The organism is Paenibacillus sp. Y568, assembly GCF_059445545.1.
In genome coordinates this window covers 56,749-83,748 of sequence record NZ_JCAIUM010000005.1, presented here as the reverse complement: position 1 = coordinate 83,748, position 27,000 = coordinate 56,749, and the positions used below count along the sequence as shown (strand labels likewise).

22 protein-coding genes and 2 pseudogenes are annotated in these 27,000 nt (G+C 40.8%); 19 read left to right on the top strand and 5 right to left on the bottom strand.

All coding sequences use genetic code 11. The features are described 5' to 3' along the window. Positions 1-6: 6 nt before the first annotated feature. From AC1D7X_RS08960 to rlmN, 12 genes and pseudogenes are all read left to right on the top strand, one after another. Positions 7-1,092, top strand: coding sequence for a mandelate racemase/muconate lactonizing enzyme family protein (locus AC1D7X_RS08960; protein WP_495475049.1), 1,086 nt, complete (start codon positions 7-9; stop codon positions 1,090-1,092). A gap of 100 nt (positions 1,093-1,192) precedes the next feature. After that, complete coding sequence (locus tag AC1D7X_RS08955; protein WP_495456450.1) at positions 1,193-2,515, top strand: ABC transporter substrate-binding protein; 1,323 nt, start codon at positions 1,193-1,195, stop codon at positions 2,513-2,515. Between the two features lie 61 nt (positions 2,516-2,576). Beyond that, entirely contained in the window at positions 2,577-3,506 is a 930-nt protein-coding gene (locus AC1D7X_RS08950; protein WP_495456449.1) for a carbohydrate ABC transporter permease, read from the top strand. Continuing rightward, the gene (locus AC1D7X_RS08945; protein WP_495475048.1) at positions 3,506-4,390 is read left to right on the top strand and encodes a carbohydrate ABC transporter permease; all 885 of its coding nucleotides are present in this window, start codon (positions 3,506-3,508) and stop codon (positions 4,388-4,390) included. The genes AC1D7X_RS08950 and AC1D7X_RS08945 overlap by 1 nt, the downstream gene beginning before the upstream one ends. 35 nt (positions 4,391-4,425) lie before the next feature. After that, positions 4,426-5,523, top strand: a complete 1,098-nt coding sequence (locus AC1D7X_RS08940) for a hypothetical protein (protein WP_495456447.1) — start codon at positions 4,426-4,428, stop codon at positions 5,521-5,523. Positions 5,524-5,574: 51 nt separating this feature from the next. Further along, positions 5,575-5,799 (top strand): annotated as a pseudogene (locus AC1D7X_RS08935) (sugar phosphate isomerase/epimerase); the annotation flags it as partial. Positions 5,800-5,915: 116 nt separating this feature from the next. Next, a complete protein-coding gene (locus AC1D7X_RS08930) occupies positions 5,916-6,926 on the top strand; it encodes a zinc-dependent alcohol dehydrogenase (protein WP_495475047.1) in 1,011 nt (336 codons plus the stop codon). Positions 6,927-7,052: 126 nt separating this feature from the next. Continuing rightward, positions 7,053-7,958: a Gfo/Idh/MocA family protein gene (locus AC1D7X_RS08925; RefSeq protein WP_495456445.1), complete on the top strand. Its 906-nt coding sequence runs from the start codon at positions 7,053-7,055 to the stop codon at positions 7,956-7,958. A gap of 111 nt (positions 7,959-8,069) precedes the next feature. Next, entirely contained in the window at positions 8,070-9,086 is a 1,017-nt protein-coding gene (locus AC1D7X_RS08920; RefSeq protein ID WP_495456646.1) for an NAD-dependent epimerase/dehydratase family protein, read from the top strand. Continuing rightward, positions 9,086-10,159: a dihydrodipicolinate synthase family protein gene (locus tag AC1D7X_RS08915; RefSeq protein WP_495456645.1), complete on the top strand. Its 1,074-nt coding sequence runs from the start codon at positions 9,086-9,088 to the stop codon at positions 10,157-10,159. The genes AC1D7X_RS08920 and AC1D7X_RS08915 overlap by 1 nt, the downstream gene beginning before the upstream one ends. A 205-nt stretch (positions 10,160-10,364) precedes the next feature. Continuing rightward, entirely contained in the window at positions 10,365-11,717 is a 1,353-nt protein-coding gene (locus AC1D7X_RS08910) for a GGDEF domain-containing protein (protein WP_495456444.1), read from the top strand. A gap of 219 nt (positions 11,718-11,936) precedes the next feature. Next, the gene (gene rlmN, locus AC1D7X_RS08905; protein ID WP_495475046.1) at positions 11,937-13,034 is read left to right on the top strand and encodes a dual-specificity RNA methyltransferase RlmN; all 1,098 of its coding nucleotides are present in this window, start codon (positions 11,937-11,939) and stop codon (positions 13,032-13,034) included. A 245-nt stretch (positions 13,035-13,279) separates the two neighbouring features. On the opposite strand, the gene AC1D7X_RS08900 is transcribed toward rlmN, so the two are convergent. Then, positions 13,280-14,776 (bottom strand): peptide MFS transporter, encoded by a 1,497-nt coding sequence (locus AC1D7X_RS08900; RefSeq protein ID WP_495475045.1) that lies wholly within the window; start codon positions 14,774-14,776, stop codon positions 13,280-13,282. Positions 14,777-15,159: 383 nt separating this feature from the next. Between AC1D7X_RS08900 and AC1D7X_RS08895 the strand changes: the two genes are divergently transcribed. The 6 genes and pseudogenes from AC1D7X_RS08895 to greA all read left to right on the top strand — a co-directional run bounded on the left by AC1D7X_RS08895 (position 15,160) and on the right by greA (position 19,985). Next, the gene (locus tag AC1D7X_RS08895; protein ID WP_495475044.1) at positions 15,160-15,753 is read left to right on the top strand and encodes an ABC transporter substrate-binding protein; all 594 of its coding nucleotides are present in this window, start codon (positions 15,160-15,162) and stop codon (positions 15,751-15,753) included. Next, positions 15,743-15,958, top strand: a pseudogene (locus AC1D7X_RS08890) (carbohydrate ABC transporter permease); the annotation flags it as partial. The gene AC1D7X_RS08895 and the pseudogene AC1D7X_RS08890, both read left to right, overlap by 11 nt. A gap of 199 nt (positions 15,959-16,157) precedes the next feature. After that, a complete protein-coding gene (locus AC1D7X_RS08885; RefSeq protein ID WP_495456441.1) occupies positions 16,158-16,910 on the top strand; it encodes an SDR family NAD(P)-dependent oxidoreductase in 753 nt (250 codons plus the stop codon). Between the two features lie 433 nt (positions 16,911-17,343). Continuing rightward, the gene (locus AC1D7X_RS08880) at positions 17,344-17,781 is read left to right on the top strand and encodes a helical membrane plugin domain-containing protein (RefSeq protein ID WP_495456440.1); all 438 of its coding nucleotides are present in this window, start codon (positions 17,344-17,346) and stop codon (positions 17,779-17,781) included. A 38-nt stretch (positions 17,782-17,819) separates the two neighbouring features. Then, complete coding sequence (locus AC1D7X_RS08875) at positions 17,820-18,998, top strand: NAD(P)/FAD-dependent oxidoreductase (RefSeq protein WP_495456439.1); 1,179 nt, start codon at positions 17,820-17,822, stop codon at positions 18,996-18,998. A gap of 507 nt (positions 18,999-19,505) precedes the next feature. After that, positions 19,506-19,985, top strand: coding sequence for a transcription elongation factor GreA (gene greA / locus AC1D7X_RS08870; RefSeq protein WP_495456438.1), 480 nt, complete (start codon positions 19,506-19,508; stop codon positions 19,983-19,985). 65 nt (positions 19,986-20,050) lie between these two features. Here greA and AC1D7X_RS08865 read toward each other — a convergent pair whose 3' ends face one another. Together AC1D7X_RS08865 and AC1D7X_RS08860 are read right to left on the bottom strand one after the other, a co-directional pair. Beyond that, entirely contained in the window at positions 20,051-20,926 is an 876-nt protein-coding gene (locus AC1D7X_RS08865; RefSeq protein ID WP_495456437.1) for an amidohydrolase family protein, read from the bottom strand. 13 nt (positions 20,927-20,939) lie between these two features. After that, positions 20,940-24,056 carry a GNAT family N-acetyltransferase gene (locus AC1D7X_RS08860; protein WP_495475043.1) on the bottom strand — a complete coding sequence of 1,039 codons (3,117 nt, stop codon included), beginning with the start codon at positions 24,054-24,056 and terminating at the stop codon, positions 20,940-20,942. A gap of 220 nt (positions 24,057-24,276) precedes the next feature. Between AC1D7X_RS08860 and AC1D7X_RS08855 the strand changes: the two genes are divergently transcribed. Further along, a complete protein-coding gene (locus AC1D7X_RS08855; protein ID WP_495456435.1) occupies positions 24,277-24,837 on the top strand; it encodes a guanylate kinase in 561 nt (186 codons plus the stop codon). 172 nt (positions 24,838-25,009) lie between these two features. Here the strand turns inward: AC1D7X_RS08855 and AC1D7X_RS08850 are convergent, their stop codons facing one another. Next, entirely contained in the window at positions 25,010-25,216 is a 207-nt protein-coding gene (locus tag AC1D7X_RS08850) for a hypothetical protein (protein WP_495456434.1), read from the bottom strand. 480 nt (positions 25,217-25,696) lie between these two features. Next, on the bottom strand, positions 25,697-26,983 hold the full coding sequence (locus AC1D7X_RS08845) for a DHHW family protein (protein ID WP_495456433.1): 1,287 nt from the start codon (positions 26,981-26,983) through the stop codon (positions 25,697-25,699). Positions 26,984-27,000 lie beyond the last annotated feature (17 nt).

Here is a 27,000-nt window from a genome sequence, read left to right as displayed (position 1 = left end):
GCATTAATGCTTCCGATGAAACAAAACTTCACAATTTCAAGCGGTTCGGTTGGAAACATCAACCAAGGAGCGCCGCATGTATATGTGAAAGTGACGGCAGATAACGGTGTCGAGGGATGGGGAGAGGCAAGACCCAGTCATAGATGGAGCTATGAGACGTTAGAAACAGTAACGAGCACGATATATAACTATTTAAGACCTGTGTTACTGGGAACTAGTGCAACTGATCTTCATGCTATCCATTATTTAATGAATAGGGAGATCAAGAAGGGTACTAGTAGTGGACAGCCAATTGCAAAAGCTGCGATTGACATGGCTTTGCACGATCTGATTGGTTCAGCGAGTGATAAACGGTTAGCTGATATGTGGTTCTCTACTTATCGTCAAACATTGGAAATCTCATATCTAATCAGTACTTCGAATCCAGTAGAAGCCGAGCAGAAAGCGCAATACGCGCAATTAAATGGGTACAAAGGTTTGGATGTAAAAATTGGACTCAATCCAGATATCGATATCGATATTCTAGATGCAGTAAAGGGAGCAGCGCCGAACTTGTTTTTACGCGTCGATGCAAATCAGGCATACAATTTACAGCAAGCAGTCAAGCTTGCCAAACGTATGGAGCATATAGGCGTAGATGTGTTCGAGCAACCACTCCGAGCAAACGATTTATTCGGACATGCAGAACTTAGGCGCAAGACATCCTTACCTATTGCTCTTGATGAGAGTATTTGGACGGCAGGAGATCTCCTACAAGCTATTCGTGCTGAGGCTTGTGATTCCGTTGTGATCAAGCTTACCAAAATGGGGGGATTATCTCCTGCAAAACTATGCGGTGAAATCGCGAGGGAAGCAGGATTAGGACTTCTTGGCGGTGGATTGACTGAATCCAGATTAGGACTGACGGCTAGCGCACATTTATTCAATTACTTACAGATTACCGATCCCGTAGATTTGAATGGACCTATGTTCTTGGAAGACGACCCGATTCTTCAGGGACCTCTCATTAGTGGAGGGCAGGTTACGTTACCTGATAAACCAGGGATAGGCTGTGAGATTTCAATCGAGAAACTAAATAAATTTCGAATTTAAAATAATTAAGAATTGAATACTCAAATTCGGAGGACTTATCATTATAGAGTAATAATCGTTACTGAAGTTTATCTGATTATATATTAAGGGGGCATATACATTGTCAATATTCAAGAAAAAGTCATTTTCGATAATAGCTTCTATTGTTCTTAGTACTACTCTTTTAGCTGGATGTGGGTCTAATAATGCCAATAATAGTGCAGGAAACTCGGTAGCAGATTCTAAAGAGAAAGTAGAAATATCATTCTGGCATACGTATACGGATGCGGATGCAAAACCGATTAACACATTGGTAGACAATTTCAATAAGAGTCAAGATCGTATTTCGGTCAAAATACTCGGAAATCAGGACGCTACGAAGCAATTAACAGCAATATCTGGAGGTGCGGCACCGGATATAGTATTGACGTATTGGAATAACATCGGTCCATGGGCAGATGCAGGTGCTGTTCTTGATCTAACTGATAATATTGCAAAAGACAGCTTTGATATGAATTCATTAATTCCGGCATCTTTAGAACGAATGAAAGTCAACGATAAGTTTTACGCAATGCCATTCACGATGAGTATGGCTAGCTCAATTATGTACAATAAGGCAGCTTTTAAGGAAGCTGGGTTAACCAGTCCTCCTGAAACGTTAGAGCAGCTATTCGATTATGCTAAACAACTGATAAAGGAAAATGATTCTGGAGATATAACACGAATGGGATTTATCCCCGATTACCCTTGGATTGATAATGTGTTCTGGCCCGTTGTGTTTGGAGGCTCTTGGTATGACGCAGGCACAGGTAAAGTCACACCAAACGCAGAAGCCAATGTTAAAGCAATTGCTTACCAACGCTCATTTTATGAACAATTCGGTCAGAGTAAAATAGATAAATTTAAATCAGGAATGGGCAAGCGGGGTACTCCTCAAGATCCGCTCTTGACTGGACAACTAGCTATGTATGTTGGTTGGGAATATAATTTTATGCCAGATAGAACAGAAGAGGGACCCATTGGCGTTGCTGATTTCCCATATCCAGAGGATCAACCTGAGTTAAAAGGTGCTGGGATGGTTAGTCCACGTGCTGCGTTTATTCCTTTAAAAGCAAAGCATTCAGCGGAAGCATGGGAATTCATGAAATACATGATGACTACAGATGCACAGATTCAGTTCTCTCTTGATGCACATGTTATTCCAACGATAACGTCTGCTTTGGAAGACAGCCGTTTATTAGATGAAGATAATAAGACGATGTGGTCATTCTATGAAAGAGCAAAAAGTAGTAATTTGAACGGATTCCCAAACAGTGCATACATCAATGAGTACTTGCAATCTTTATCTGAGGAGACAGAGAAAGCACTTAAGGGAACGCTGACAGCACAAGAAGCTATGGACAAGGTTGAGGAGAAGATTCAACCTTTAGCAGATAAGAAATAAGAAGGTAGAGCAGCGGGCCGCCTATCGGTCCGCTTCTACCTTAAAGGGAGGAGAAGATATAATGGGAGCAAAGAGTATCAACTTCAAAGGAATTCGTAAAAGAGAGCGGAAAGTGCTAATCACAGGACTTTTATTTACCAGCCCATGGATTATCGGTTTCTTGGTTTTTCAACTATATCCCATCGTAACTTCTTTTTATTACAGTATGACTGAATATAATTTATTTAAAGCACCTGAATGGGTGGGGCTAGATAATTATAAGAATTTACTTATAGATGACAAGTTTTTCTTATCCATGTATAACACTATATACATTACAGTCGTAGGCGTCGTGCCTCATTTGGCATACGCTTTAGTGATGGCGCTACTTCTTAATAAGAAAGTAAAAGGTCAAAGTATATATAGAACAATTTATTTCTTACCCACGCTCGTCCCTGCCGTTGCAGGATCGCTATTATGGATGTGGTTGCTAAACTCTCAATATGGATTTATTAATATCGCACTTAGCTATGTTGGTATTACTGGCCCGAACTGGCTGATAGATCCAGATTGGACGAAGCCATCACTTGTATTAATGGGTTTCTGGGGAACGGGGACCATCACGGTGATGTATTTGGCGGCCCTCCAAGATGTACCAAGAATGTATTACGAGGCAGCTAGTATCGATGGAGCGAGCAAATGGAGACAATTTTGGACGATAACATTCCCTTTTATCTCACCTATGACAATATTTCAGTTACTTATGATGCTAATCTCTTCCTTTCAATATTTCACTGAGGGAATGGTGTTTGCCGAAGCGACGCAGTCGACAGGGGGACCTGAGAATTCCTTGCTATTCTACTCCATTTATCTCTATCAGCAGGCCTTCTCATTCTTGAATATGGGTTATGCTTCTGCTATGGCCTGGATCATGTTCCTAGTAGTCATGTTAATTACGCTTCTTATCCTCAAGACATCGGCTAAGTGGGTTTACTATGGAGGTGATAAGTAATGTCAAATCTAGCTGTTTCATCGAATGACTTAGGTTTACCAGCGGCCAAAAGAAAAAAGGAATCAAAGAAAAAGGTGAAATCTATACTCAGGCATTTTATTCTTTGTTTAGCTGGCGTGTTTTTCCTTGGACCATTTGCTTATTTGTTACTTACATCAGTTAAATCAATTGAAGAAATTTTCGCTATACCCTTTGTATGGTGGCCAAAAGAATTCTATTGGACCAATTATTCAAACGCAGTCAACTTTATTCCATTTTTTAAATATACCTTAAATACGTTATTCGTTGCTCTTTTATGCGTACTGGGGGAGTTAATTGCAGCGCCATTAACGGCTTACGGACTCGCAAGAATCCCTTTTAAGGGGCGAAACTTTTTATTTATGATCATCATGGCGACAATCATGTTACCAACTCAGGCTACGATGATACCTCTATACGTTTTGTTTAACAAAATGAACCTGATCAATACGTATTGGCCCTTGATCCTTCCTGCTTTTTTTGGAGCAGCGTATTATATCTTCTTACTTCGACAGTTCTTCATGGGTATTCCTCAGGAAGTATCGGAATCCGCCAGGATTGATGGAGCCTCAGAATTTCGGATATACGCTCAAATCATGTTGCCACTATCTCGTCCAGCACTATTTACCGTTGGTTTGCTCGTATTCTTAAGTTCTTGGAAGGACTATCAACTACCACTTGTCTATTTAAACGATCCGGAGAAATGGACCTTGTCCGTAGGGCTGAAAGCCTTCATCGGAGAGTACAACATCGAATGGGGTATGTTGATGTCAGCTGCAGCGTTATTTACGTTTCCAATGATCATATTGTATTTCTTCGTACAGAAAGTATTTATTGAAGGAATTACGATGACAGGTTCTAAATAATCCATTAATAAGTATGCAACAGGAGATGAGAGAATATGATAGATCTTGCTTCTCAGATCATCAACGGGATGAAGCCTTATTTCAATAGTTTACTAAGAAAGGATCCAAAGACTGGATTTCTGTATATATTCGATGACGAGTTGGGCGAAAAGGCAAGTTGCTGTACGACAGGGTTAGCGGCGTCCTTGTATGTGTTGGACGGTAAATTAAACAGAAATTCTGAGGGGTTGGAAATTGCTAAATGTCTAGTGGAGGAAGTGAGAAGACGTCAGCTACCAAATGGTGGCTTTTCACAGCCCTTCTATGTGAAGAAAGGTGAACCTCTAGTAGTTGATATTGCAGAGATTGGTGCCGTTGCTAATAGCTTATATCATGTACACAAAGCGACGGGAAGTGATGCAGCCAAAGAAAGTTTACTTCGTGCTGCACAATATTTACTGACTCAGGTTGCTGTAGAGAACCCAGCGGTTGTACTGAAACGTCCTAGCTCAGATTTTGACGTGCTGAACGGGGATATGTACGCTGCACACACATTTGGCAGGGCCTACGAACTATCTGGTGATTTAATCTATTTGGAGAAGGTTCATCAAATATTTAACCATTTAGCGGATCGATTCGGAAAAAATGAACCGGGTTGGTGGCCTTACATCGAGAACTGGGATGGCTCTGTGCATATGGGAAATAGTGTACTCTACCAAGCGACAATTGTTGCTTTTGCGTATACTGCTTTACCCTTACTAGAGGGTCAATTGTATGAACGTTGGTCAAAGGTATCTGCTGCTGCAGTAGATACTATGCTAGAAGCAATTAAGCAGCCTCCTTCGGAAGAAAGCGAAGCGACATGGTGGACGAGGGATTGGTCTAATGGCTGGGAGCTTTATTTATCCTTCTGGAGAAGCCAATCATCAGATATTTGTATGCTTGGGAAAGACCGTTTCGCAGAGGTATCTGCGAGTATAGCAGAACGAGGTCATTCACTATTTACTCCTAATATTCAGAATGACCTACCAGATCGTTCACCTGTTACGACAACCTTTCGTAAAGCTACGGGATTTGCTGGAATTACAGCTAATATCATTCTAGATGATTGGGTTCTTGACGAAGAGGATGAATATATGAATGGCAAAGCTTAAAATAGCGGTGATCGGAACAGGTTCGATATCAGGTGCCCACTTACAAGCGCTGCCAATATGGTTATGGTGACGGGTGATGATCCTGGGAAGGGAGTTCACTTATTGAAGGATTATATCGTGCATACTCATGTGAAGGATGGGATCAGACATCAAGTGTTCGATCCACGTATCCTGTATGGGGCGGTAGGATTCGAGCCGATGGAGCATGGGGCGATTGCCAAACTTCTGCGAGAAGGCAAGCTATTTGAAGAGGTGCCACTTGGAGAAGGAAGTGTAGTCAAGAGATATCGGTAGTGCTAGAGCTAAGGTCATAATGAAGCATTTCGTCAGTCATATTATTTTCTTAATTATTGGATCAGCCCATTATATGGACAAAAGGAGACTAATTACAAATGAAGCAAATCATCGTGAAACAGCATGTTGCACTTCTTGAAGAAGCGGATGCTCCCGTATTAACGGTTGATCACCCATATCGTGTGCTCGTCAAAGTCAAATACTCTTCTATCAGTCCGGGTACAGAGCTGAACCTGATACACAATATGGATGTTACAGATGGATTCAAGCTTGGTTATAGTGTGTCAGGAGAAGTTATAGCGGTAGGTGAAAAGGTGGATGATTTGGTGCCCGGTGATTTAGTCGCCTGTTATGGTGGCCCATACGTTTATCATGCGGAGCAATTATCAGTGCCTAGACAGTTATGTGTCCGATTATCGTCGGATAAATGGTTACGTGAAGCTGCACTAGTTGGATTGAGCTCTGTTGCGATTCATAGTGTAAGAAGGTTGTCTATAGAATTTGGCGAGACCGTCTGGATTATTGGCTTAGGGCTACTGGGTCAGCTAATGGCACAATTTAGTAAACAAGCTAACTACCGTGTGTTTGCGACCGATATGGACCCTGCACGAGTAGCAGCTGCTAAAGAATTTGGAGTCGACGCTTATTTAGCCAATGATGAACATCTTGCTGAGCATATAGAACGGTTTACAGAAGGTCATGGGTTTGACAGCATTGCTCTGGTGGCCCATTCATTGAAACCCAATATTATCGCTACAAGTATGGAAAAATTGGCGTTCCGCGGAAAATATGTGTTGGTTGGTAACGTTCCTATTGAATTCCCGCGGGAGCTCTTTTTCCAGAAGGAAGCTGATTTCGTAATTGCTCGTGCAGCTGGACCAGGTCGATACGATGAACAGTATGAGGAGCTGAATATTGACTATCCCAAATCGTATGTTCGTTGGACAGAAGGCCGGAATATGGCGGAATTCATACGGCAGCTTGAAGAGGGAATCATTCAAGTGGAATCGCTTATTTCAAAGGAATATTCTATTGATGAAGCACCCGAGGCTTACATTGCGATGAAAGAAGATATAAGCAACACGCTGGGTGTACTAATTCGCTATTAATTACTTAATATTCTTGCGGCTGCCCAGCGTTTGTGATAATAGAGAAAGATAAGATATATAAATCGATAGGGCTGACAGAATAGTCGGCTCTACAGAAATTATATTAGGTATCGGGGATGTGATCTGATGGAGAAAAATATGAGAATAGGAATCATTGGAACAGATACCTCTCACTCAATTGCTTTTACAGAACTACTGAACGATAGGGAGCATCCTTATCATGTAGAGGGAGGAGAGGTCATTGTCGCTTTTCCGGGTGGGTCACCAGATTTCCAACTTAGCATTTCAAGAGTTGCAACTTTTGCAGAGGAAATGAACCTTCGGTTTGGCGTTCGGTTGGTCGAGCATCCGAAGCAAGTAGCAGCTGAGTGTGATGCCATATTGTTGCTGTCTGCAGACGGGCGTGTTCATCGAGAATTGTTTGAGATGATTGCTCCCTACGGTAAGCCAGTATTCATAGACAAACCACTTGCAAATAGTATAGAAGAGGCTAAAGCGATTTTTAAGTTGGCTGAACAATGGTCCATTCCGATCTTAAGCACATCAGCTCTTCGTTATGCAGATGCGTTAACGAGGCAACTCGAAAGTAACACTAACTATAGCATCCTAAGGGTCGATTGTTATGGACCAATGTACATGGAACCTACCCAGAAGGGATATTTCTGGTATGGCATTCATTCCGTGGAGATGTTATTTACCGTGATGGGTGGTACTTGTGATCATGTTATGGTTTCTACATCAGGGGACCAAGATACGATTACTGGGGTGTGGAGTGATGGAAGAATCGGTACCGTTCGTGGTAGTCTATCGGGTGGTCTTCCATTTATGGCAGTCATTAATAGAGAACATAGCTCCTCACTCGTTGATATTGGTTCAGATAAGAAGCCTTTCTATGCAAGCTTACTTGAAAAAGTGATGGATATGTTCAAGACAGGTGAGCCAGCGGTTGATATGGCTATGACGCTACAAGTCATTCGGTTTATTGAAGCAGCCAACGAGAGTCGAGAAACGGGTAAGGAAGTTAAGTTATAAAATCACGGAACAGGATCGATGAAATAGTCGGTTTTCACATAATTTGAGACATTTTAAAGACTTGTCTTTAAAATGAATTACTAAGATAAGTAACTGGAGGGATTTACGATGATCAATAGTATTATGGAGTTAGAAAGCAGGTTGGCGAAGCCATCCGCAGAGCTAGTGAGTGACATGGAGGCGATAGATGGTGACATAATGCTGCTTGGCATAGGTGGCAAAATGGGACCAAGTATGGCGAGGCTGGCGATGAATGCGATTAAGCAGGCAGGCTTGAAGAAAAAAGTGATTGGTGTATCACGGTTTACCTCTGGTGGGTTAAGACAGGATTTAGAGGATATTGGGGTGGAGACCATAGCTGCGGATATTCTGAACGATAATGAACTGCAGGCACTTCCTGATGTGAAAAATGTGATTTATATGGCGGGTAATAAATTTGGTACGACTGGGAATGAGCATTTCACCTGGGCCATGAACGCCTACTTGCCAGGACGGGTAGCGGAGAAATTTCGAAATTCTCGTATGATTATATTTTCATCAGGTAATGTATATCCGCTAACTCCGATCAAGGACGGAGGAGCAACCGAGCAATGTCCACCTTCTGCGAATGGTGAATACGGCCAATCCTGTCTAGGTCGTGAGAGAGTATTTGAACATTTCTCCCATAAGTACGACATTCCGATGTTCATTTATCGGCTCAACTATGCGATCGATCTTCGTTATGGTGTATTGCTCGAGATCGCTAAGTCTGTGAAGGAGGGCAAGGCAATCGACGTAACGATGGGACATGCTAATGTCATTTGGCAAGGAGATGCTAATGAGATCGCACTTCGTGCTCTGAATGTGTGTAGTAGTCCACCTAAGCTCATGAATGTGACAGGCCCAGAGACGATGTCTCTTCGTTGGGTAGCCAATCGCTTCGGTCAGTTATTGGGAATTACGCCAGTCATTACGGGAGAAGAGGCTTCGACAGCACTGTTAAGTAATTCTGCTGAAGCCATGCGAACATTTGGATATCCTAAGGTTACCCTGAATGAAATGATAGAATGGATAGCTAATTGGGTGCAGCAAGATGGAGAGACGTGGAATAAAGATACTCACTTTCAAGATCGGGAGGGGAACTATTGATGGTGGCTCAGAGCAAACCATTAGCACCAGGGTTACATGCTGCGCTACACGATGGATTAGCTATTCCAGCACATCCGCTTGCGCTTAATTCGTCACGACAGCTCGATGAAGCTAGGCAACGGGCACTAACGAGATACTATATTGCCTCTGGTGCTGGAGGTATCGCGGTAGCCGTTCACTCCACTCAATTTGAAATTCGGGATAAAGGGATTGACTTATTTGAACCCGTGTTAAGGCTTGCAGCGGAGGAAGTGGAACGAGCGAATCTAGATCGTCCTTTTATGAAGGTTGCCGGTATTTGCGGTCCAACAAACCAAGCTGTGGCCGAAGCGGAGGTCGCTGCTGAGATTGGGTATGACGTGGGCTTGCTAAGTATGGGTGGACTTCAGAATTGGAGCGAAGAAGCGTTGCTCATGAGAACAAGGGAAGTTGCAAATATCATTCCTGTATTTGGTTTCTATCTTCAGCCTTCGGTAGGAGGAAGAACACTTAGCTATGATTTCTGGCGGGCATTTTCTGAGATCGAAGGGGTTGTTGCTATTAAGATGGCACCCTTTAATCGCTATCAATCATGGGATGTCGTTCGTGCGGTTATGGAATCAAGCCGTTGTGATGATATTGCATTATATACGGGGAATGACGATAATATCGTCCATGATTTGCTGACGACCTTCCGTTATCCTGTCAATGACAACATCGTTGAGAAGCGAATTGTTGGAGGGCTTCTCGGACATTGGGCAGTATGGACAGAGAAGGCCGTTAAGCTACTGGATGATATTAAGAAAGTAAGGGATGACCGTTTTCTAGATCGGAATTGGTTAACACTAGGTGCTGAGGTAACGGATAGCAATGCAGCATTTTTTGATCCTGCGCATTCATTTCACGGGTGTATTCCTGGCATTCATGAGGTGCTTCGGCGTCAAGGGCTGTTGGAGGGTTGTTGGTGTCTAAATCCAGATGAAACGCTGTCACCAGGACAATTGGAGGAGATTGATCGTGTGCATCGTAGTTATCCCCATTTGAATGATGATGAATTTGTTACTGCTCATTTGAGCCAGTGGTTACATTCCTGATTATGCGCTGTTACTGCTGTATTGATACTTAAGAAATAATTTTTCATTTTTTTCCCCGGCTCCATGGTCGGTCCATATGCGAATGAAAGGCTTGTCTTTATTAAATGATTTTCGTACATGAAAAGGGTTGGCGTCTCCACTCTAGAATATTCATAATATAGTCATTATGAATAGAAAGATAAATATGAATAGCTGGAGGCGCATCATGTGGATGGAAGATAGAATGCAAGACCCAGAATGTTCAGGGATAAGAATAGCCATTATTGGACCCCAAATTTTAATGGACAAAATGTCAGATTGCCTCAAAGGGTTTCCCTCCTTTCACCCTGTGTTGAAAGGATATCGTCTAGTGTCCGAGGCTCCTGAGCTCACAAGAATCGCAGCTGAGGAAGCAGATGTGATTCTATTCACCGGTGAGGTCCCTTATCTGCTTGCTAAAGAAAATAATCGTTTCGAAGTGCCTGCATTATTCGTCCCCTTAAATGGATCGGGACTTTACAGAAGTCTGTTCCACTTGGAACGGACTTATGGTATATCATCTTTATCTGTGGATACGTTAACAGAGAAGATGATCGAAAGGGCATTTACAGAGCTTGGCGGGCCAAAGGTCGAGTTATTTGTTTATAAGAAAGATACCATTCCAACCGAGCAGGAATTGTTAACGTTTCATCGAGACCAATATAACTCTGGTCGTTCGAGTTGTGCACTGACTACAATTAGTAGTGTGGCTATAAAATTAACCGAAGAGGGTATTCCCTGTGAATGGGTCGTACCTACGGAACAGGATATCATTGTAACACTAGAACGTGCTTTATTATCATCAGAATGGCGTAGGAATAAGGAAGCTCAAATTGTCATGGGATTGATTCATGTCGACAACTTCTCCAAGCTTGCTGAGGCGCAGCCTTCTGAGCATGAAGTACAGCGCCTTAAGCTGGATATTCATCATATGGTATTAAATTTTGCTGAATATTTGGATGGGCATCTCACGCAATTGGCGGGGAATGAATATTTGTTCGTAACGTCGCGGGGAATTTTTGAGCGCGAGACAGGTGGATATAAAACAATTCCATTGGCTAAGAAAGCCCAGAGGGCTTTTGGCGTGTTATTAAGCATAGGTGTGGGATTTGGGTATTCTGCTGGACAAGCCGGAATGCATGCAAGACAAGCCCTTCGATTAGCGAAGGGCGGTGGTGGCGATCATTGCTTTATTGTCAGGGAAGATAAAAGCGTGATAGGACCTCTTGAAATGACGGAGCCAATGGAGATTGATCTATCACTCGTTGATGCCGCTTTATTGAAAAAGGCGGAAGCAGCCGGGTTAACCTCTGTCTATTTAAGCAAGTTAATCGCACATACGACACGTTTTGGGAAACTCGACTATTATGCGCAGGATATGGCCGCAGTATTAGGTGTAACGACTCGGAGTGCGCACCGGTTCCTACTAGCTTGGATGGATGCTGGACTTATAGAGATCATAGGTGAAGAAAAAGGGGCATCGCGCGGGCGACCTAGACAACAATACCGAATGAGCTTCTTGAAAGACTTGATTCGTTAATATGAACACATAGTAACGTAGCCATTCCCTTTTATGGGGGAGTGCTACGTTTATTTGTGAATGATCTCCTTTTCATTATTGTAGTCTTGTTATAGCTACAGACGATGCTGAATAATAAAAATATTTCATAGAAATGACAGTTTGTCTCGCTTGTGTTAATAATAAAAATTTGAGACAATCATATGACTGAACCTTAAAGCTTTGAAAAGAGGAAACGACATGAATAAACAATCCATTTATGGATTAACATTAGAACAATTAACAGCATGGCTTTTGGAATCCGGTCATAAAAAATTTCGAGCAACACAGGTCTGGGATTGGTTATATCGCAAACGTGTAACGGACTTCTCAGACATGATTGATGTGAATGAAGATTGTATTCAATTACTTTCCGATCACTTTGTTATTCAGACCTTAACGGAACATGTGAAGCAGGAATCGACGGATGGAACGATTAAACTTCTGTTCAAATTACAGGATGGTAATCTCATTGAAACGGTCATGATGAGACAAAAATACGGAATAGCCGTATGTGTCACTACTCAAGTGGGATGTAACATTGGCTGTAGTTTCTGTGCGAGTGGTCTTATTAAGAAAAGTCGTGACCTGACCGCAGGCGAAATTGTGGAACAGATTATGAATGTTCAGCATCATCTAGATCAAAGAGAGCAAGAGGAAAGAGTAAGCCATGTGGTTGTCATGGGAATTGGCGAGCCATTTGATAATTTCGATAACCTGGTGGACTTCTTGCAAGTGATTAAGGATCATAAGGGACTAGCGATTGGTGCTAAGCGTATTACCGTCTCGACCAGTGGTCTGCCTGATAAGATCATTAAGTTTACCGATGCAGATTTACAAGTGAATTTGGCAATTTCCCTACACGCGCCAAATGACGAACTACGGACGAAGATTATGGTTATCAATCGTGCTTTTCCAATAGCAAAGTTAATGAACGCTGTGGAGTATTACTTGGAGAAAACGAATCGGAGAATTATGTTCGAATATATCCTTCTTAAGGATGTAAATGATCGCAAAGAGCATGCCTTGGAGCTGGCGGAACTCATTAAAGACAAGAAACACCTTGCAAGTGTTAATCTTATTCCATACAATCCGGTAGATGAACATAGTCAATACCAGAGAAGTGATCAGGAAGCTATCCTAGCTTTCTATGACACTTTGAAAAAGCATGATATCAACTGTACCGTTCGTCTTGAACACGGGGCAGATATTGATGCTGCTTGTGGACAGCTAAGAAGCAAACAAATGAAACAATCGGAAGATGATATCTCTGATCAAGATCGATTTGCATTGGGTTGAAATTATAATAGCGGATTCTAAGTCCGTAATTTACCTGCTTAGAGGTTCTCATTTCGATATACTGCGGTTAGGATACTACGTATAAACACACCAAGCATCCCATTTAGGCGTTGGGTCCAAATAATATCTGATTTATTGCTACCTTCTATGCGTCATACTCCGTAACTTCAATCCATCTTTTGTACAGAAATATCACAAAACCTCCCCTTGATTAAAGGGGAGGTTTTATATTTAACAGTGATTGGTTACCGTATACCCTTCATAAATCCCTGAATTTTAGGGGAAAGGGCGAAGAGGATAATACTAAGTACAATTGCTGCTCCTCCAATGACACCGAAGTAGATCATCTCAGTCGCAGGAGTGTAGAACTTAACAATCTGAGCGTTAATAGCTTGGGCAGCAGCGCTGGATAAGAACCATAAACTCATGGTTTGTGCTGAGAAAGCAGCTGGTGCTAGTTTCGTAGTTACGGATAGTCCTACAGGTGACAAACATAATTCGCCGATAACGACAAGGAAATAACTAAGAACAAGCCATAATGGGTTAACTAGGGATTGGCTACCGCCAAAGTAAGCGGGTAGGAGAATCACTAGAAAGGAGAACCCAGCAAATAATAAGCCTAAGGAGAATTTCTTAGGAACTGAGGGTTGACGAACGCCTAGTTTCATCCAGAACCATGCAAATACGGGAGCCAAGATGATAATAAACATTGGATTCAACGATTGAAACCAAGCTGGCGAAAGTTCAATTCCTGCAAAATTCAACTGCGTACGCTTGTCCGCATAGGAGGCAAGGATCGTTGATCCTTGTTCTTGAATTGCCCAGAACATAACGGAAGCAATAAACAGCGGAATGTAGGCAATAAGTCGGGAACGTTCAACTATACTTGTTTTAGGACTGCGGTACATCACAACGAAGTATGTAGTAGGTATAAGAATCCCTAATATCCCTATAAGAGCAATAAAGCTACTAAATGTTAACAGACCTAATGGGATGCTGATAGCAATCAAAATTGCGATGATAACTACACTGACCCCAATGATCGTATAGACTTTTTTCTTTTCAGATGGGGAAAGTGGATTAGCTATAATGGTGCCTGCAATACCTAAATTTTTCTTCTTGGTTAAGACAAACATAATTAATCCAACAAACATACCAATAGCGGCAAAGGAGAATCCTAAGTGGAAATTGTTATTTTTCATACCTATGGTTCCTACAATTAATGGAGAAATGAATCCACCAAGGTTAATTCCCATATAGAATATACTGAACCCGGAATCTCGACGAAGATCATCGGGGCTGTAGATCTCACCTACGACACTGGATACGTTTGGTTTCAGTAACCCTGTACCTAGGACGATGAGTACCATCGAAATAAAGAACATGGCTGTGCTTCCAGGGATAGATAAGATAATATGCCCCAACATAATTAATATACCGCCATAAAATATGGCCTTTGAAGTTCCGAATATTCTGTCGGCCAGCCATCCTCCAATAATACCTGACATATACACTAAAGATCCGTAGATCGACATGATGGCAAGCGCTGTAGGCTCATCGAAACCAAGTCCACCTTGTGATACCTCATAGTACATATAGTAGACAAGTATGGCTCTCATTCCATAATAAGAAAAACGCTCCCAAAACTCTGTGAAGAATAGAGTAAATAACCCCTTCGGATGACCGAAAAATCCCTTTTGCGGGACGCTGTCCACTATTTTTTGCCTGTTTGAATCTGTCATAGGACGACCTCCTTGTTATGTAACCTTACTAATCTTAAATATTTCCTTGGTAAAAATAGTCGAAAAAACCATACTAACATTACTTTACGTCAAAAGAAGAGATCTTAATCACTATGAAGACGAATCGTGACGAAATTTCTTTCTAAATATTATATGACGATTACAGAAATATATATAATTGAAAATTATTGAAGTATGTCCATTTTTAAATTCGATTCATTTCACGTCGCAGAGATTCAATCATCGCTAATGTGCGGATGGGTAGAGTTCTTTTAATCATATCCACAATTTACCTAGCATGCGAACGGGGTGTAAGCCGTTTCTCACGGAGCCATAATGGGTAATCTATGTAACGGCAAGAGATTGATAAGGGAGGGTTTGGTATGAAGATTGGAAGGAGTCTAGTGGCAAGTCTGCTATTGGTATCTCTTCTGTCTGGGTGCGGAGGACAACGTGAGAAAGAGGCAGGTAAGGTACAACTTGAATTTTTTCAAAATAAACCTGAAGCAAAGGAATCTTTTGATAAGCTAATACTCAAATTTAATGAATCTCATCCTGGCATGAAGGTCAGACAGGTGAATCCACCGGATGCGGAGACTGTACTCAAGACACGAGTCGTGAAGAATGATATTCCAGATATCATTGGACTTGGTGCAACAGATACATATTCGGTTCTTGCACAGAGTGATATTTTTACAGACCTGTCTCAGAGTGAATTGTTAGATTCAATCGATACGAGTTATATTACAATGCTCCAAGATATTACGGGTATGACCAAGATAACAGGCGTTCCATATGCGACTAATGCTAACGGCATTATCTATAACAAGGATATTTTTAAAGAGATGGGACTCACCATTCCAAAAACATGGGATGAACTAATCGCAACGGCTGAGAAGTTGAAGAAAAGTGGGAAAACAGCATTTTATTTTACATATAAAGATGATTGGCAGACAAGCTTGCCGTTTAATGTATAATGATTTCTTGCTTCCACTCATCATTATCAGTGATCAGAGTATGTATACCTTGCCACTGGTTCAGTATATTTTTCAGGGGCAATTTAATACAGATTTCAACCTAGCATTCGCATCTTACTTGATGGCCATGTTACCAATGATTATTATTTACTTATTTGCACAGAAATGGATTATTGATGGGGTAACCCAAGGGGCTGTAAAATAGGAAATAATCATGAATTCAGCACCCAAAACAGGGTGCTATTTCCTTGACTTTTCAATATTGTAACAACTACTTTATAAACTGTCTTAATATATGCTATTATAGTGCTAAATGTTATAGCGTTAAATAGTTTAGCATTAAATGTTATGGCATCAAAATTTATATCATTGAAATGTAAGATATATATGAGGAGGACTATATAATGGGAGTTATGAATGGTAAAGTAGCCATTGTTACAGGTGCTGGTAGTGGTATGGGACGTGAAGAAGCGATCTTGCTTGCTAAAGAGGGAGCTATCGTTGTATTAACTGATATCAATGAAGCAGCAGTACAAGCGGTTGCTCAAGAAATCACTTCAAATGGTGGAGAAGCTACCGCTGTTGCACATAATGTTGCTTCAGAAGAAGAATGGATCAAGGTTGTAGATGGTACGATTCAGAAATATAGCAAAATCGACGTATTAGTTAACAATGCAGGTATTTCATTAGCAGTTAACATGCTTGATACGACTATGGATCAATGGAACCGTGTTATGAATATCAACGTTACTAGTGTTTTCTTAGGAATGAAGTATGTTATTCCTCACATGAAAGAGATTAACGGTGGATCGGTTGTTAATATTTCTTCTATCGCTGGTTTAACGGGTAGTAGCGGTGCGGGCGCTTATACAGCTTCCAAAGGTGCAGTTCGTATGCTTTCCAAAGCAGCGGCAGTCGATTATGGTAAATTCAATGTTCGCGTAAACTCTGTTCACCCAGGATTTATTGAGACTCCAATGTCTCAAGATATGGTTGATAATGAGAAAATGCTAGCATGGTTCTTATCTCAAACAGCACTACCAAGAGTTGGGAAAGCATCTGAAGTGGCTAGTGCCGTATTATTCCTTGCTTCCGATGCTTCTGCTTACATTACAGGCATTGAACTTCCTGTCGATGGTGGCGTTACAGCAAAATAATGTGAATGACAGAATTTCATCTGGACGTACAAATTCATTTGTACGTCCAGATTTTTAAATAGAGACGTCATCTTTGAAAAAGGACAGCAGCTTTGTCAATGTTACTTGGTTATGAGGATTTAAATTGCGACTGTGGTGCATAATATCACTTGCACTCGTGAAAGTTAATGGAACAGGAGCTCTTGATTTTGTACGGATAGGCCTGTATGAATAAGTATGACAATAAAAAGTTATTTGATAATATCGCAGGTTAGTCGTATTATTAATAGGGAATTTAAATCGTGATTCTTATATTAAAGAACTAAATTATGGTTATTAAGACGCATTCTTATGTAATTCCCGTGAAATGACGGATGATCAATGATCTAATCTATTGACAATCCATCAAATATAAAGCTGAAGCGAATTTGCTTATCGTAAAGGAGAATTAGATATGTCAGAATCAATCACTCAGACTACGTCTGAACAAGAACCACAATCATTGACTGCAACTAGAAATAATGATGTGTTGGATCAGCTATTAAAACCTGAGGTTCAGGAATCTCTATCTGCTTTAATTGAGCAATTACCGAAATTGACTGAAATTGTTAATGCTATGACAAAATCATATGATTTTGCTCATTCCGTTGCTACAGATGATACATTGAAGAGCGATACGGTTGGAGCAATAACTGAAATCGTAGGACCCGTGAAAGACTCCGTGAAGAATATTGCGGCAACGGTTATCGAAGCAAAAGATCGCGCTGAGGAAAGTAACGAAGTGATCGGTCTATTTGGTCTGTTAAAGATGGTAAAAGATCCACAGGCTCAAAAGGTATTCCGTTTCGTTAATGCTTATCTTCAAGTTAGTGAAGAAAAAAGTAAGAAGTAATTCATTAATAATAACTTAGTAAGAGCGGAGGATACACGATGTCAAAACATATTGTTATATTAGGTGCAGGTTATGGTGGACTTCTAACAGCGTTGAGTCTTCGTAAATTCATGAGCAAAGCTGAAGCGAAAGTCACTGTTATTAACCAGACTCCAACACACCAAATCATTACAGAATTACACCGTCTTGCAGCTGGAAATGTAGCTCAAGAGGCAATTGCTATGCCATTACAGAAGCTATTCAAAGGGAAGGATATTGATCTTAAGATTAGTAAGGTTAAATCATTCTCCGTAGATAACAAAGAAGTTAAACTTTCAGATGGTACTACATTAACTTATGATGCTCTTGTTGTCGGTTTGGGAAGCCAAACGGCATTCTTCGGTATTCCGGGACTTGAACAGAATAGTATGGTCTTGAAATCTGCAGTGGATGCGAACAACATTCATAAGCATATTGAAGGTTGTATTCGTGAATTTAGTAAAACAAATAACGAAGCTGACGGTACGATTGTTATCGGTGGTGGCGGACTATCAGGCGTTGAGCTAGTCGGCGAAATTGCTGATGGAATGCCTGCACTTGCTAAAAAATACGGTGTAGATCCTAAAACCATTAAATTGATGCTTGTTGAAGCAGGTCCTAAGATTCTTCCTGTATTGCCAGATCATTTGATCGAACGTGCAACGAAGAGTTTAGAATCTCGTGGGGTACAATTCCTAACAGGCCTTCCTGTAACGAATGTTGAAGGAAACACAATAGACCTTAAAGATGGTTCGAAAGTGATTGCTAACACATTTGTATGGACAGGTGGAGTACAAGGAAGTCCACTAGTTGGTGAATCAGGACTTGAAGTGAACCGTGGACGTGCGAGCGTTAATGAACATCTTCAATCCATTTCACACCCTGACGTATTCGTTGTAGGAGATAGTGCCGTATTCTTCGGTCCAGAAGGACGCCCATATCCACCAACAGCACAGATTGCTTGGCAAATGGGAGAACTTGTTGGTTACAACCTATACGCTAAGTTGAATAATAAAGCGATGGAATCCTTCTCACCAATTGACTCCGGAACACTTGCAAGCTTGGGTCGTAAAGACGCTGTTGCAACAGTCGGAGCTAATGGAACACCACTTAGAGGATTGCCAGCTTCTCTTATGAAGGAAGCAAGTAATATTCGTTACTTGTCTCATATTAAAGCATTGTACACTTTGGCATACTAAGAGGATAAATATTTAAACTGACTTGCAAAACAGTAAGTGAAGTGATTATTTGTTTAATCATTTGGCTTACTGTTTTTTTCATGAATTAGAAGTGATGTAGAAATAAGTGACAATAGGATGATCAATCCAGAGCTAATTAATTGTAAAGCTTTGTCATAGGGATCTGGGAAGGAAGTATATTGAAAAATAATATCCTTCACTATGAAAAGTAAAATTTTAAATGATCCCCAAAAAACGAGAGCTGCAACAATCCATTTCTTGATTGCATTTGTATGGATAGGAAGACCTACTTTCGTAAATAGATAATAAAAATGAGGTACGTGTAGAAAGCAGAATAGAAAGATACGCAAATGTAGAAGATAATGTGAGAATATACATACTTATCGTCTGTCGTTGGATAAAACACCCTCTTTTACGGTGTCCTGAAACCTTTTTCATTGAGTTTAATAACATTTTAATTGAATTTAGGTTAGAATTGAATAAGAAAGTAAATTAGGAGTTGTAAACATGGCTAAAGAAGAAGTGATTGTAACAAGAGAAGGGTTGACCAAGTTAGAGGATGAACTAAGAGATTTAAAGACGGTCAAACGCAAAGAATTAGCAGAACGTCTTAAGTTAGCTATTAGTTACGGCGATTTGAAAGAAAATAGTGAATACCACTCAGCTAAGGATGATCAATCCTTCATGGAGACTAGAATAAAGATATTGGAAAAGATGATCACGAAAGCAACGGTTATCGATACTGTGAGTTTAGATCTCTCCGTTGTTAGCGTGGGTTCCATTGTCATTCTGAATGATATTGAATTCAAAGAGCAAATTAAGTATCAAATTGTAGGACCAGCTGAGGCGGATGTATTGGATAATAAAATATCGTATGAGAGTCCTTTAGGTAAAGAACTCTTAGGTAAAAAAGTAGGCAGTGTTATTAACGTAACGGCACCTATGGGCATTATTAAATATGAGTTGCTTGAAATAAAGGCAATGTAACTTTAAAAGGCAATGTAAAACCGTCCCTGAGGGGCGGCTTTTTTGTGTTCTACGTTTATTTAATGTTAAGTATTAAGTCGACTCAAAGCTTGCTCTAGCTTAGGAAATACACGAAGGGCATTTCCATAGAACACTTGCTCCCAATACGCTTCGGGAATTAGATTCTTCACGAAGCGAATGTAAGAATCAAGGGGAGCGAGCGGCCAATCCGTACCAAAGACCAGTCGATCGTAACGTTCAGCGAATACGAGAGCACGGCGGAAATGATCTGTATAGGTCTGCTCCTGCATCAAACGTTCTACTTTATCATCATCTCCCACAATCCAGCCGGATAAATCTGTGTATAGGTTCGGATTCTTCTCCAGCAAGGCTGCTGCATCCATGACCCACGGATCACCTAGATGACAGATCATGAAAGTGATGTCTCGATGCTGTAGGAGGGTTTCTTCCATAGCGAGTGGGTGAGAGTATTTCAGTAAGCCCTTGTCGGAATAAGTAAGCCCTCCATGAATGACGATAGGTAAGTTATAGGCTGAGGCCAGTTTATAGATGGGGTCATAAATTGGATCGCCAACATTGAAGTGATAATAACCAGCATATAATTTGATGCCTACCACATGTTCCTGTTGAAGGACGTGTTCTAATACCTCTAACTGATTACTATCTTGCAGAGTTAATGGGTTAATACCAACACATGTAAATAGATTAGAGGGTAATGGTTCTTCCGTCAGGTCAAGCATCATCGGATTTGTCGCAGCAGAATCAGGAAAGGCGCCTGCTACCGTCTCAGTTACGCCCATTCCAACTCCTGCAATAACACCGGATCGTTTGAATTCCTCCTGTAAACCAACGGCAGAATAATCGATAAATGACATCGTTCGGGCGGTGTCATGGAAGGACTCTATGTTGGAATAATGGATATGTGCATCGATGATTTTCATGGGTAAACTCCTCTCATGATTGCATTGTGAAATGAATGGTGAATAAATCGTTGTAAATCGAGTCACTGACCGTATGATTGCCTATAACGTAGAACTGCGGTTTAGTAAATTCAATTTCTTCGCTTTTAACTAGTAGCTCTTCAATAACGGTTGAGGCCATGGCATGTGTATTTACAAGCGCCTCACAGTAAGGTAATTCAGGATGTGTGACCAACGTCAGTTGTTCTGTATGTTCTGAGGATCCATAACGTATGATGCCGGTCGTCTTGATACCATATTGGACTCTACCCGCTTTATATACAAGCGGTTCACCCTGCTTGTCGTTCAGATGTACTCGGCTATTATTCAACTCATCGCCAGCTCTATAGAAGCTTGAAGTAATCACACGCAAAGGAGGTAGATACACACCGGTTAGCTGTTCGAACATGATGACTTGGCACACAACGGGAACGCCAGGCAATAACATGAAATATTGATGGATAATGAGTCCTTTGTATTTCTCATTATGGGTAATGGATATACTCATCCGAATACCCGACCATTGGTTTCCTTTATTATCAATTAACTGAGCAAAGGAAACGGTACGTGGCTCTTCCATCAGACTCAGAAAGGAGATCCCACTTAGGTTACTTGCTATGCCACCTAACCATGGATTCCACCAAGACTTCGGTCCAACTTGTGGGAAGGAGGAATCTAACCATTCTCGTCCTTGATGAGTGATCGAGAATAGAGAAGGCGCAAATGCTGAACTAGCTTGAATTCGAAGGGTCCCATTGTCTGCTGTGAATACCTCTAGGCCGTGTTGGATAGAAGTCTCTAGTTGGATATCTGTAAGCGATATAGGGAATATTATCTTTCTTTGCTGAACCTCAAAGGGTTGAGAATCGAATCTTATATCGGCTATATCTAATTTATTCTTACCCTGAATCGTGAGTGGGATCGACACAAGGGATAATTGTTGCTCACTTGTGATAGTGATACTAGCCGGGTGGATACTATTCCCATCGGATGTAACGGCGACTTCACCATCTAGAACAACCGTGGAATGCTCCTTAAGCGTCACTTGAAATTCATGGTTTACAAATGGATTACCATCGTTAAGAGAGCAAGTGAGATGCTCAGAAGTTTGCAAGTCCTTACTATTGTGATTCTGCATAGCAAAAGCACGGAAATCTCGCCAATCTGCGAAAGTTCCCACTATTATTTGTAAAGGTTCAGTTTCGATTACTTGCCCAGCCCGAAGTTTATCTAGCGGATGCTCAAGGCAGAAATACCATCCTTCTTTCCGCAATTTACGGCTTGAGGGCCAATGGATACCTACGGTTGAGAGCTCACTATATTTAAATAACCAATTCTCCATCAATAAGCTAGTATCCCAGTAATCAAGATTGGAAGCATCTACGCCTTGACGTAAATCCATGTAATCTCCATCGTAGGGCATGATACTATTCTGTAGATCGTGTATTATGCCCTCCTGCAGCACCAAATCCTCTATTCTAGCCACATCCGATATATTTTGCACACGGTAATAATGCTCGATGATGCCGTTCCCATATAATTTCGTAACCCCTATAAGAAGCACATCCTCATACCGAGGTATGACATAGTGTGCCTCCATGACCATGAGTTTTTGTTGGGAATATTGCTCCACAAGGGTGGGGCGATTCTTAACGAATGCATTCGAAAAGGGTAGACCGAGTTTAGGGAACAAGAGTGTTGTATTTATAACGTTGTTTCCCTGAGCAACAGAAGTCCGATTGGTTAATTTGTTTAAACGTACGGAGTAACCGTCATTGCAAATGATCCATTCTTTATCTGTTTCACCCCCGAACATAGCCGTATGCCCTTGAAAGAGCGCACTTAACTCTCTGTGAACAACGATTCTCTCGTTGCCAATGATAGCTAGTAGCTCAATAGAACAATGTAGGACGCCATATTCATGCAGTTGAGCCGTAATGGGTACGGTTCTGCGGCCTCTGGCCGGGATACTTATCTCGATATTACGTTGTCCGAAGGTGATCATGGGTAGCGAAGGTAGCTCGAATGAAAAGGTCGTCTCTTCGTTAAATCCATTCGCGACAGTTAGGAATAGCTCCGCTTCTTGTCCAACGTAAAATTCATGTTGTGTAGATTCTAGCGTAAATGTGACTGGATACGTAGGAGCAATACCGATCTTAAACACAGCTTTAAGACCGTTAATACTCAGTTCTGCTTCGACATGCGGATGGGTGTGCCAAGGACTCTGTTCCTCTTCAATAGGATGGACATGAAAGAGGCCTTTAATCACATCTTTGTCGATAACGGTTCGGGATTCATGAAGATTGTATTGAATCTGTTTGTTGCTTATGCCATGGACTTCAACGGTTAGAGGAGCGTTATTTTTACTAATGATGTCATAACCAATTTCGTAGTCTTTGCCAAAAGGGAGTTTATGATCGACTACAGTCGCGCTAATGAGGTAATCATCCGTCTCTATGAGTCGAAGACCACGACCTGAACGTTCATACTCCATTCTTAAATATCGTCCATCCTTATTCCACTCATATGTGAAGTAATCGAAGCCATTCTCTTTACGTCCATCGGGTTCAACGGACAGAACACGAGTACTAGCAGTGTACCAGTCAATGTCTTCAAAATAAGCACGAACAGCCTCTGTTTGCAGAACGGAAGGGATGAAATTCATAAGATGCGTCATGTCATCGCGCTTCTCCCAGAAGAAGCCGCATTTCTTATATGTCGGAACCGCCTTTGTATTGCCGGGCCACGTATGAAGATCGAGTCTATTCCAACCTAAATGCATCGTCTCCTGTAGTGCGCGAAGAACGAGCGTTTTCCCCACCTTACGCCCATGGTAATCGGGTCGAACGTTTAATAATGGAATATACAGAGCACCCTCATCGTCTTTATAGTGGGAGAAGCTACAATAACCAATGACCACATTGCCTGCTAAGGCTAGAAAAACATGAAGGTGGGAACTATGTTCATGCTCGGCGATGATGAGTTGTTCTGTGCGGACAGAATCATCTCCTCCCCAGCTTTCCCGGCTACGATTCCACATATCAGCTACGGAGGCTGCATACTTTGGTTCATACTCAACAATGGTAACATGATCCGTGTAAGGTAGTGTCATTTCAGTCCTCCTAATATTTGATAATTTAATTCTAACTGAATATTAGGCCAAAAAGAAGGCGAAACCTAGGACTTATCTCATGATACGAGCGGAAAGTTTAATTATAATTATTTAATGCTGAGAGAAATGATCGATTGTATTTCTTTTAAATAGATGGTGTCTTTACTTATTTAAAGGTTAAAATAGCACTAATGATTCTTTATATATTGTGGAGGTTAACATGTCGATCATGCTCGTTGTATTTCAAGGACCAAGTGCCTCAGGGAAAAGTACACTGCAAGCACTACTAGACTTACCTAAAGTAGTCACATGGACATCACGCAAGCCTAGAGAAGGAGAAAAGGAAGGCGTAGACTATCATTTTGTAACTAAGGAAATGATGTGCGAAATGTTTGAAAAAGGAAACATGTTGGAAATGACGGAGTACCAAGGGAATTATTATGGGACGTCCATGTTATCCATTAACCAAATCATGAATGGAACGCAAAGATATTCAATTGTTATGGATGCTAAAGGTGTAAAATTGCTTAAAGAGCGATTCCTCAATAAGGTTCTAGCTATAGGGGTTACTGCTGATAAAGAGCAATGTAAATTACGCTTGTTGTCCAGAAATGCTGACGAGAAGGACATTAGACATCGACTTGCAAGTTTTGAAGAGGAAATTAGCGCGCTTTCTCAGTGTGACATCGTGATATACAACTCAGAGGATAACAGGGAAGAGGCTGAAAGAATGATAAGTTATCTTAAGCGAGGGTTGGTGGAGAACAGTGAGTTTTTATAATCATCTTCTCTAATTTCATTAAAATTCTAAGTGTTTGGGCATTCCCCTCAAAGCCTATTCGCTCCGTTGTTGTACTCTTTAAAATATTTCATAACCCCTAATAGAGACCTAAATGTGAGATTTAAGCCCTTATGGGGGATGATGAGAGAGGAAGAGGGGACTATTCCCGCGATTATGCACGAGTGCTATAGTCAGCATCCTTTCGGAGACTACAAGGTAAAATGCAACTTCTTAGAATAGATAACAATATCATGGACAAGTTATAATGGCCTATAGGTGGATTCCCCAAATCATGTGCGAGATAACACGCTTCAACAACAAATGTGGTATCAAGCATAAGATACATAGCCAATCCTCTAGCAATTTGTGCAACTTCCATACTATGAGTTAATAGATTGCAAAAAATGGTAAATTAAGAAACGATGGAGTACGTTTAAGACGGCATTGCTATGTTGGACAAGTTAAATTTCCGTTTGCACTAGCACGCTCCGTGTGGAGCAGGGGAAAAGCTGGAGATCGCATCAAAGGCTTACCTATTGCTACCGGTAGGTCATAATAAAAAGCAGCGGCAGGTCTAAGACATTACATCCTAGTTCGCCGCTGTTTCATTTATTGGATTAGTATTAGATTAAGCTTATGAAGTCTTATAAAGGGCTATCGTTCTTGCAGCTACAAAAGGTATGTGTCCAAGAACAAGAATTGTAGTAAGTGATTGGCAGACAAACTTATAAACTATGTATGTATATTGATATAGCTATAAGGTGTATGACACTAATGTTGGAAGACAAGAACTTGATCCGATTCCTGATCTAAGGTAAGAACATTGTCCGCTTGCCTATGGTGGCTTATTAGTACAGACTTAATTTTCCGTTATTTTTTCAAAATCATAGTTACCACTGAAAAGATTGTCGTCGTGGAATGCGATGATTAGGACATCATAATGCTCGCTCGTTAAAATCTCTTTCAAGCTAAATTCCGAATAATAACGATTATCGTAAACGGTTAGTTTGTTAAAGTTTTGAGCTAAATACGGTGTAATGGGATTCATGAAGGAATCTTTAAGCAATAGGACGTTTAATGTATTATTCGCTTTTATATTTTCATAGGTGATTTTCCGTCTATCGCCGCCATATATGGTGCCATAAGTATAAGTGCTTCGCCCTTTTTTGTAACCATAGAAATCGTTGAATTTTTTGATCATTTGTGATCCATCCTTGTCAATAACTTCGAATTTTTCGAATGTGAATGGTATTTTTGGTTCGTAAATAATTGTTCTATCTGCTTTTTTTGGATTTACAGCATAATTGATTTGAATGTTATAACTACCTTGGAAGACACCCGTTGTTAAATTAGACACATTGATCTCACTTAATGACATAGGCTCGCCTTTGAATTTGGTCGACTTTGTTGATATTTGATTAATCATTTCCTGATAAGCTGTAAAGGCGCCTTTGATATTCCAATGATGGTCGGTTTCTAAGTAAAGGTCTTCCAGCTCCGCTTTGGTAAAGGTATCGAACTTATTTCCGATATTAACGACTTTCATATCTTTATCGAGCTTAGATAAGAAATATGTTTTCGATTCGGCATAAGCGTCGGTTGCCAAATATTCCGGATACAAATGCATCAATGCCTTCGTTCTCGATGGATTAAATACGAAAAACGTTTCTGTTTGTTGATCTTCGGCAAATTTAACCGTTTCGTTTAATGTGGCGGTCGACGCGTCGATTCTATTTGTATGAACGACTTTGTTGGTAACCGGCAGCATCCATTTATTATTTGTTATCACAATTTTGGACACAATACGTGAATCTTTTACTTCCGTTCCGTCTTCGGGTTTCAGTGGTTCTTTAGCGTAAAACATATTTTCGAACAGCATAGAGTTAAATATCTTAGAGTTTTGCTGATTATGATAAATCCGAACCATTTGGTCACGAAACACGAGTTGATCATTTAAATACTGATTCATATCTTCGAAGAAACTACGTGATACAACGGCACTGGCGCTGATAGTTGGAAACTTGCTTAAAGTTCTATTTTCAGTAGTAGAGATTTCCTTATCCGGCAGAATGATGCTAGTAATTGCGAACATGAATATAATGGCTGAAAAGACGACTATATAAATGATTGAAATAGGTTTATTCACTTCGTTACTCCTTTTGA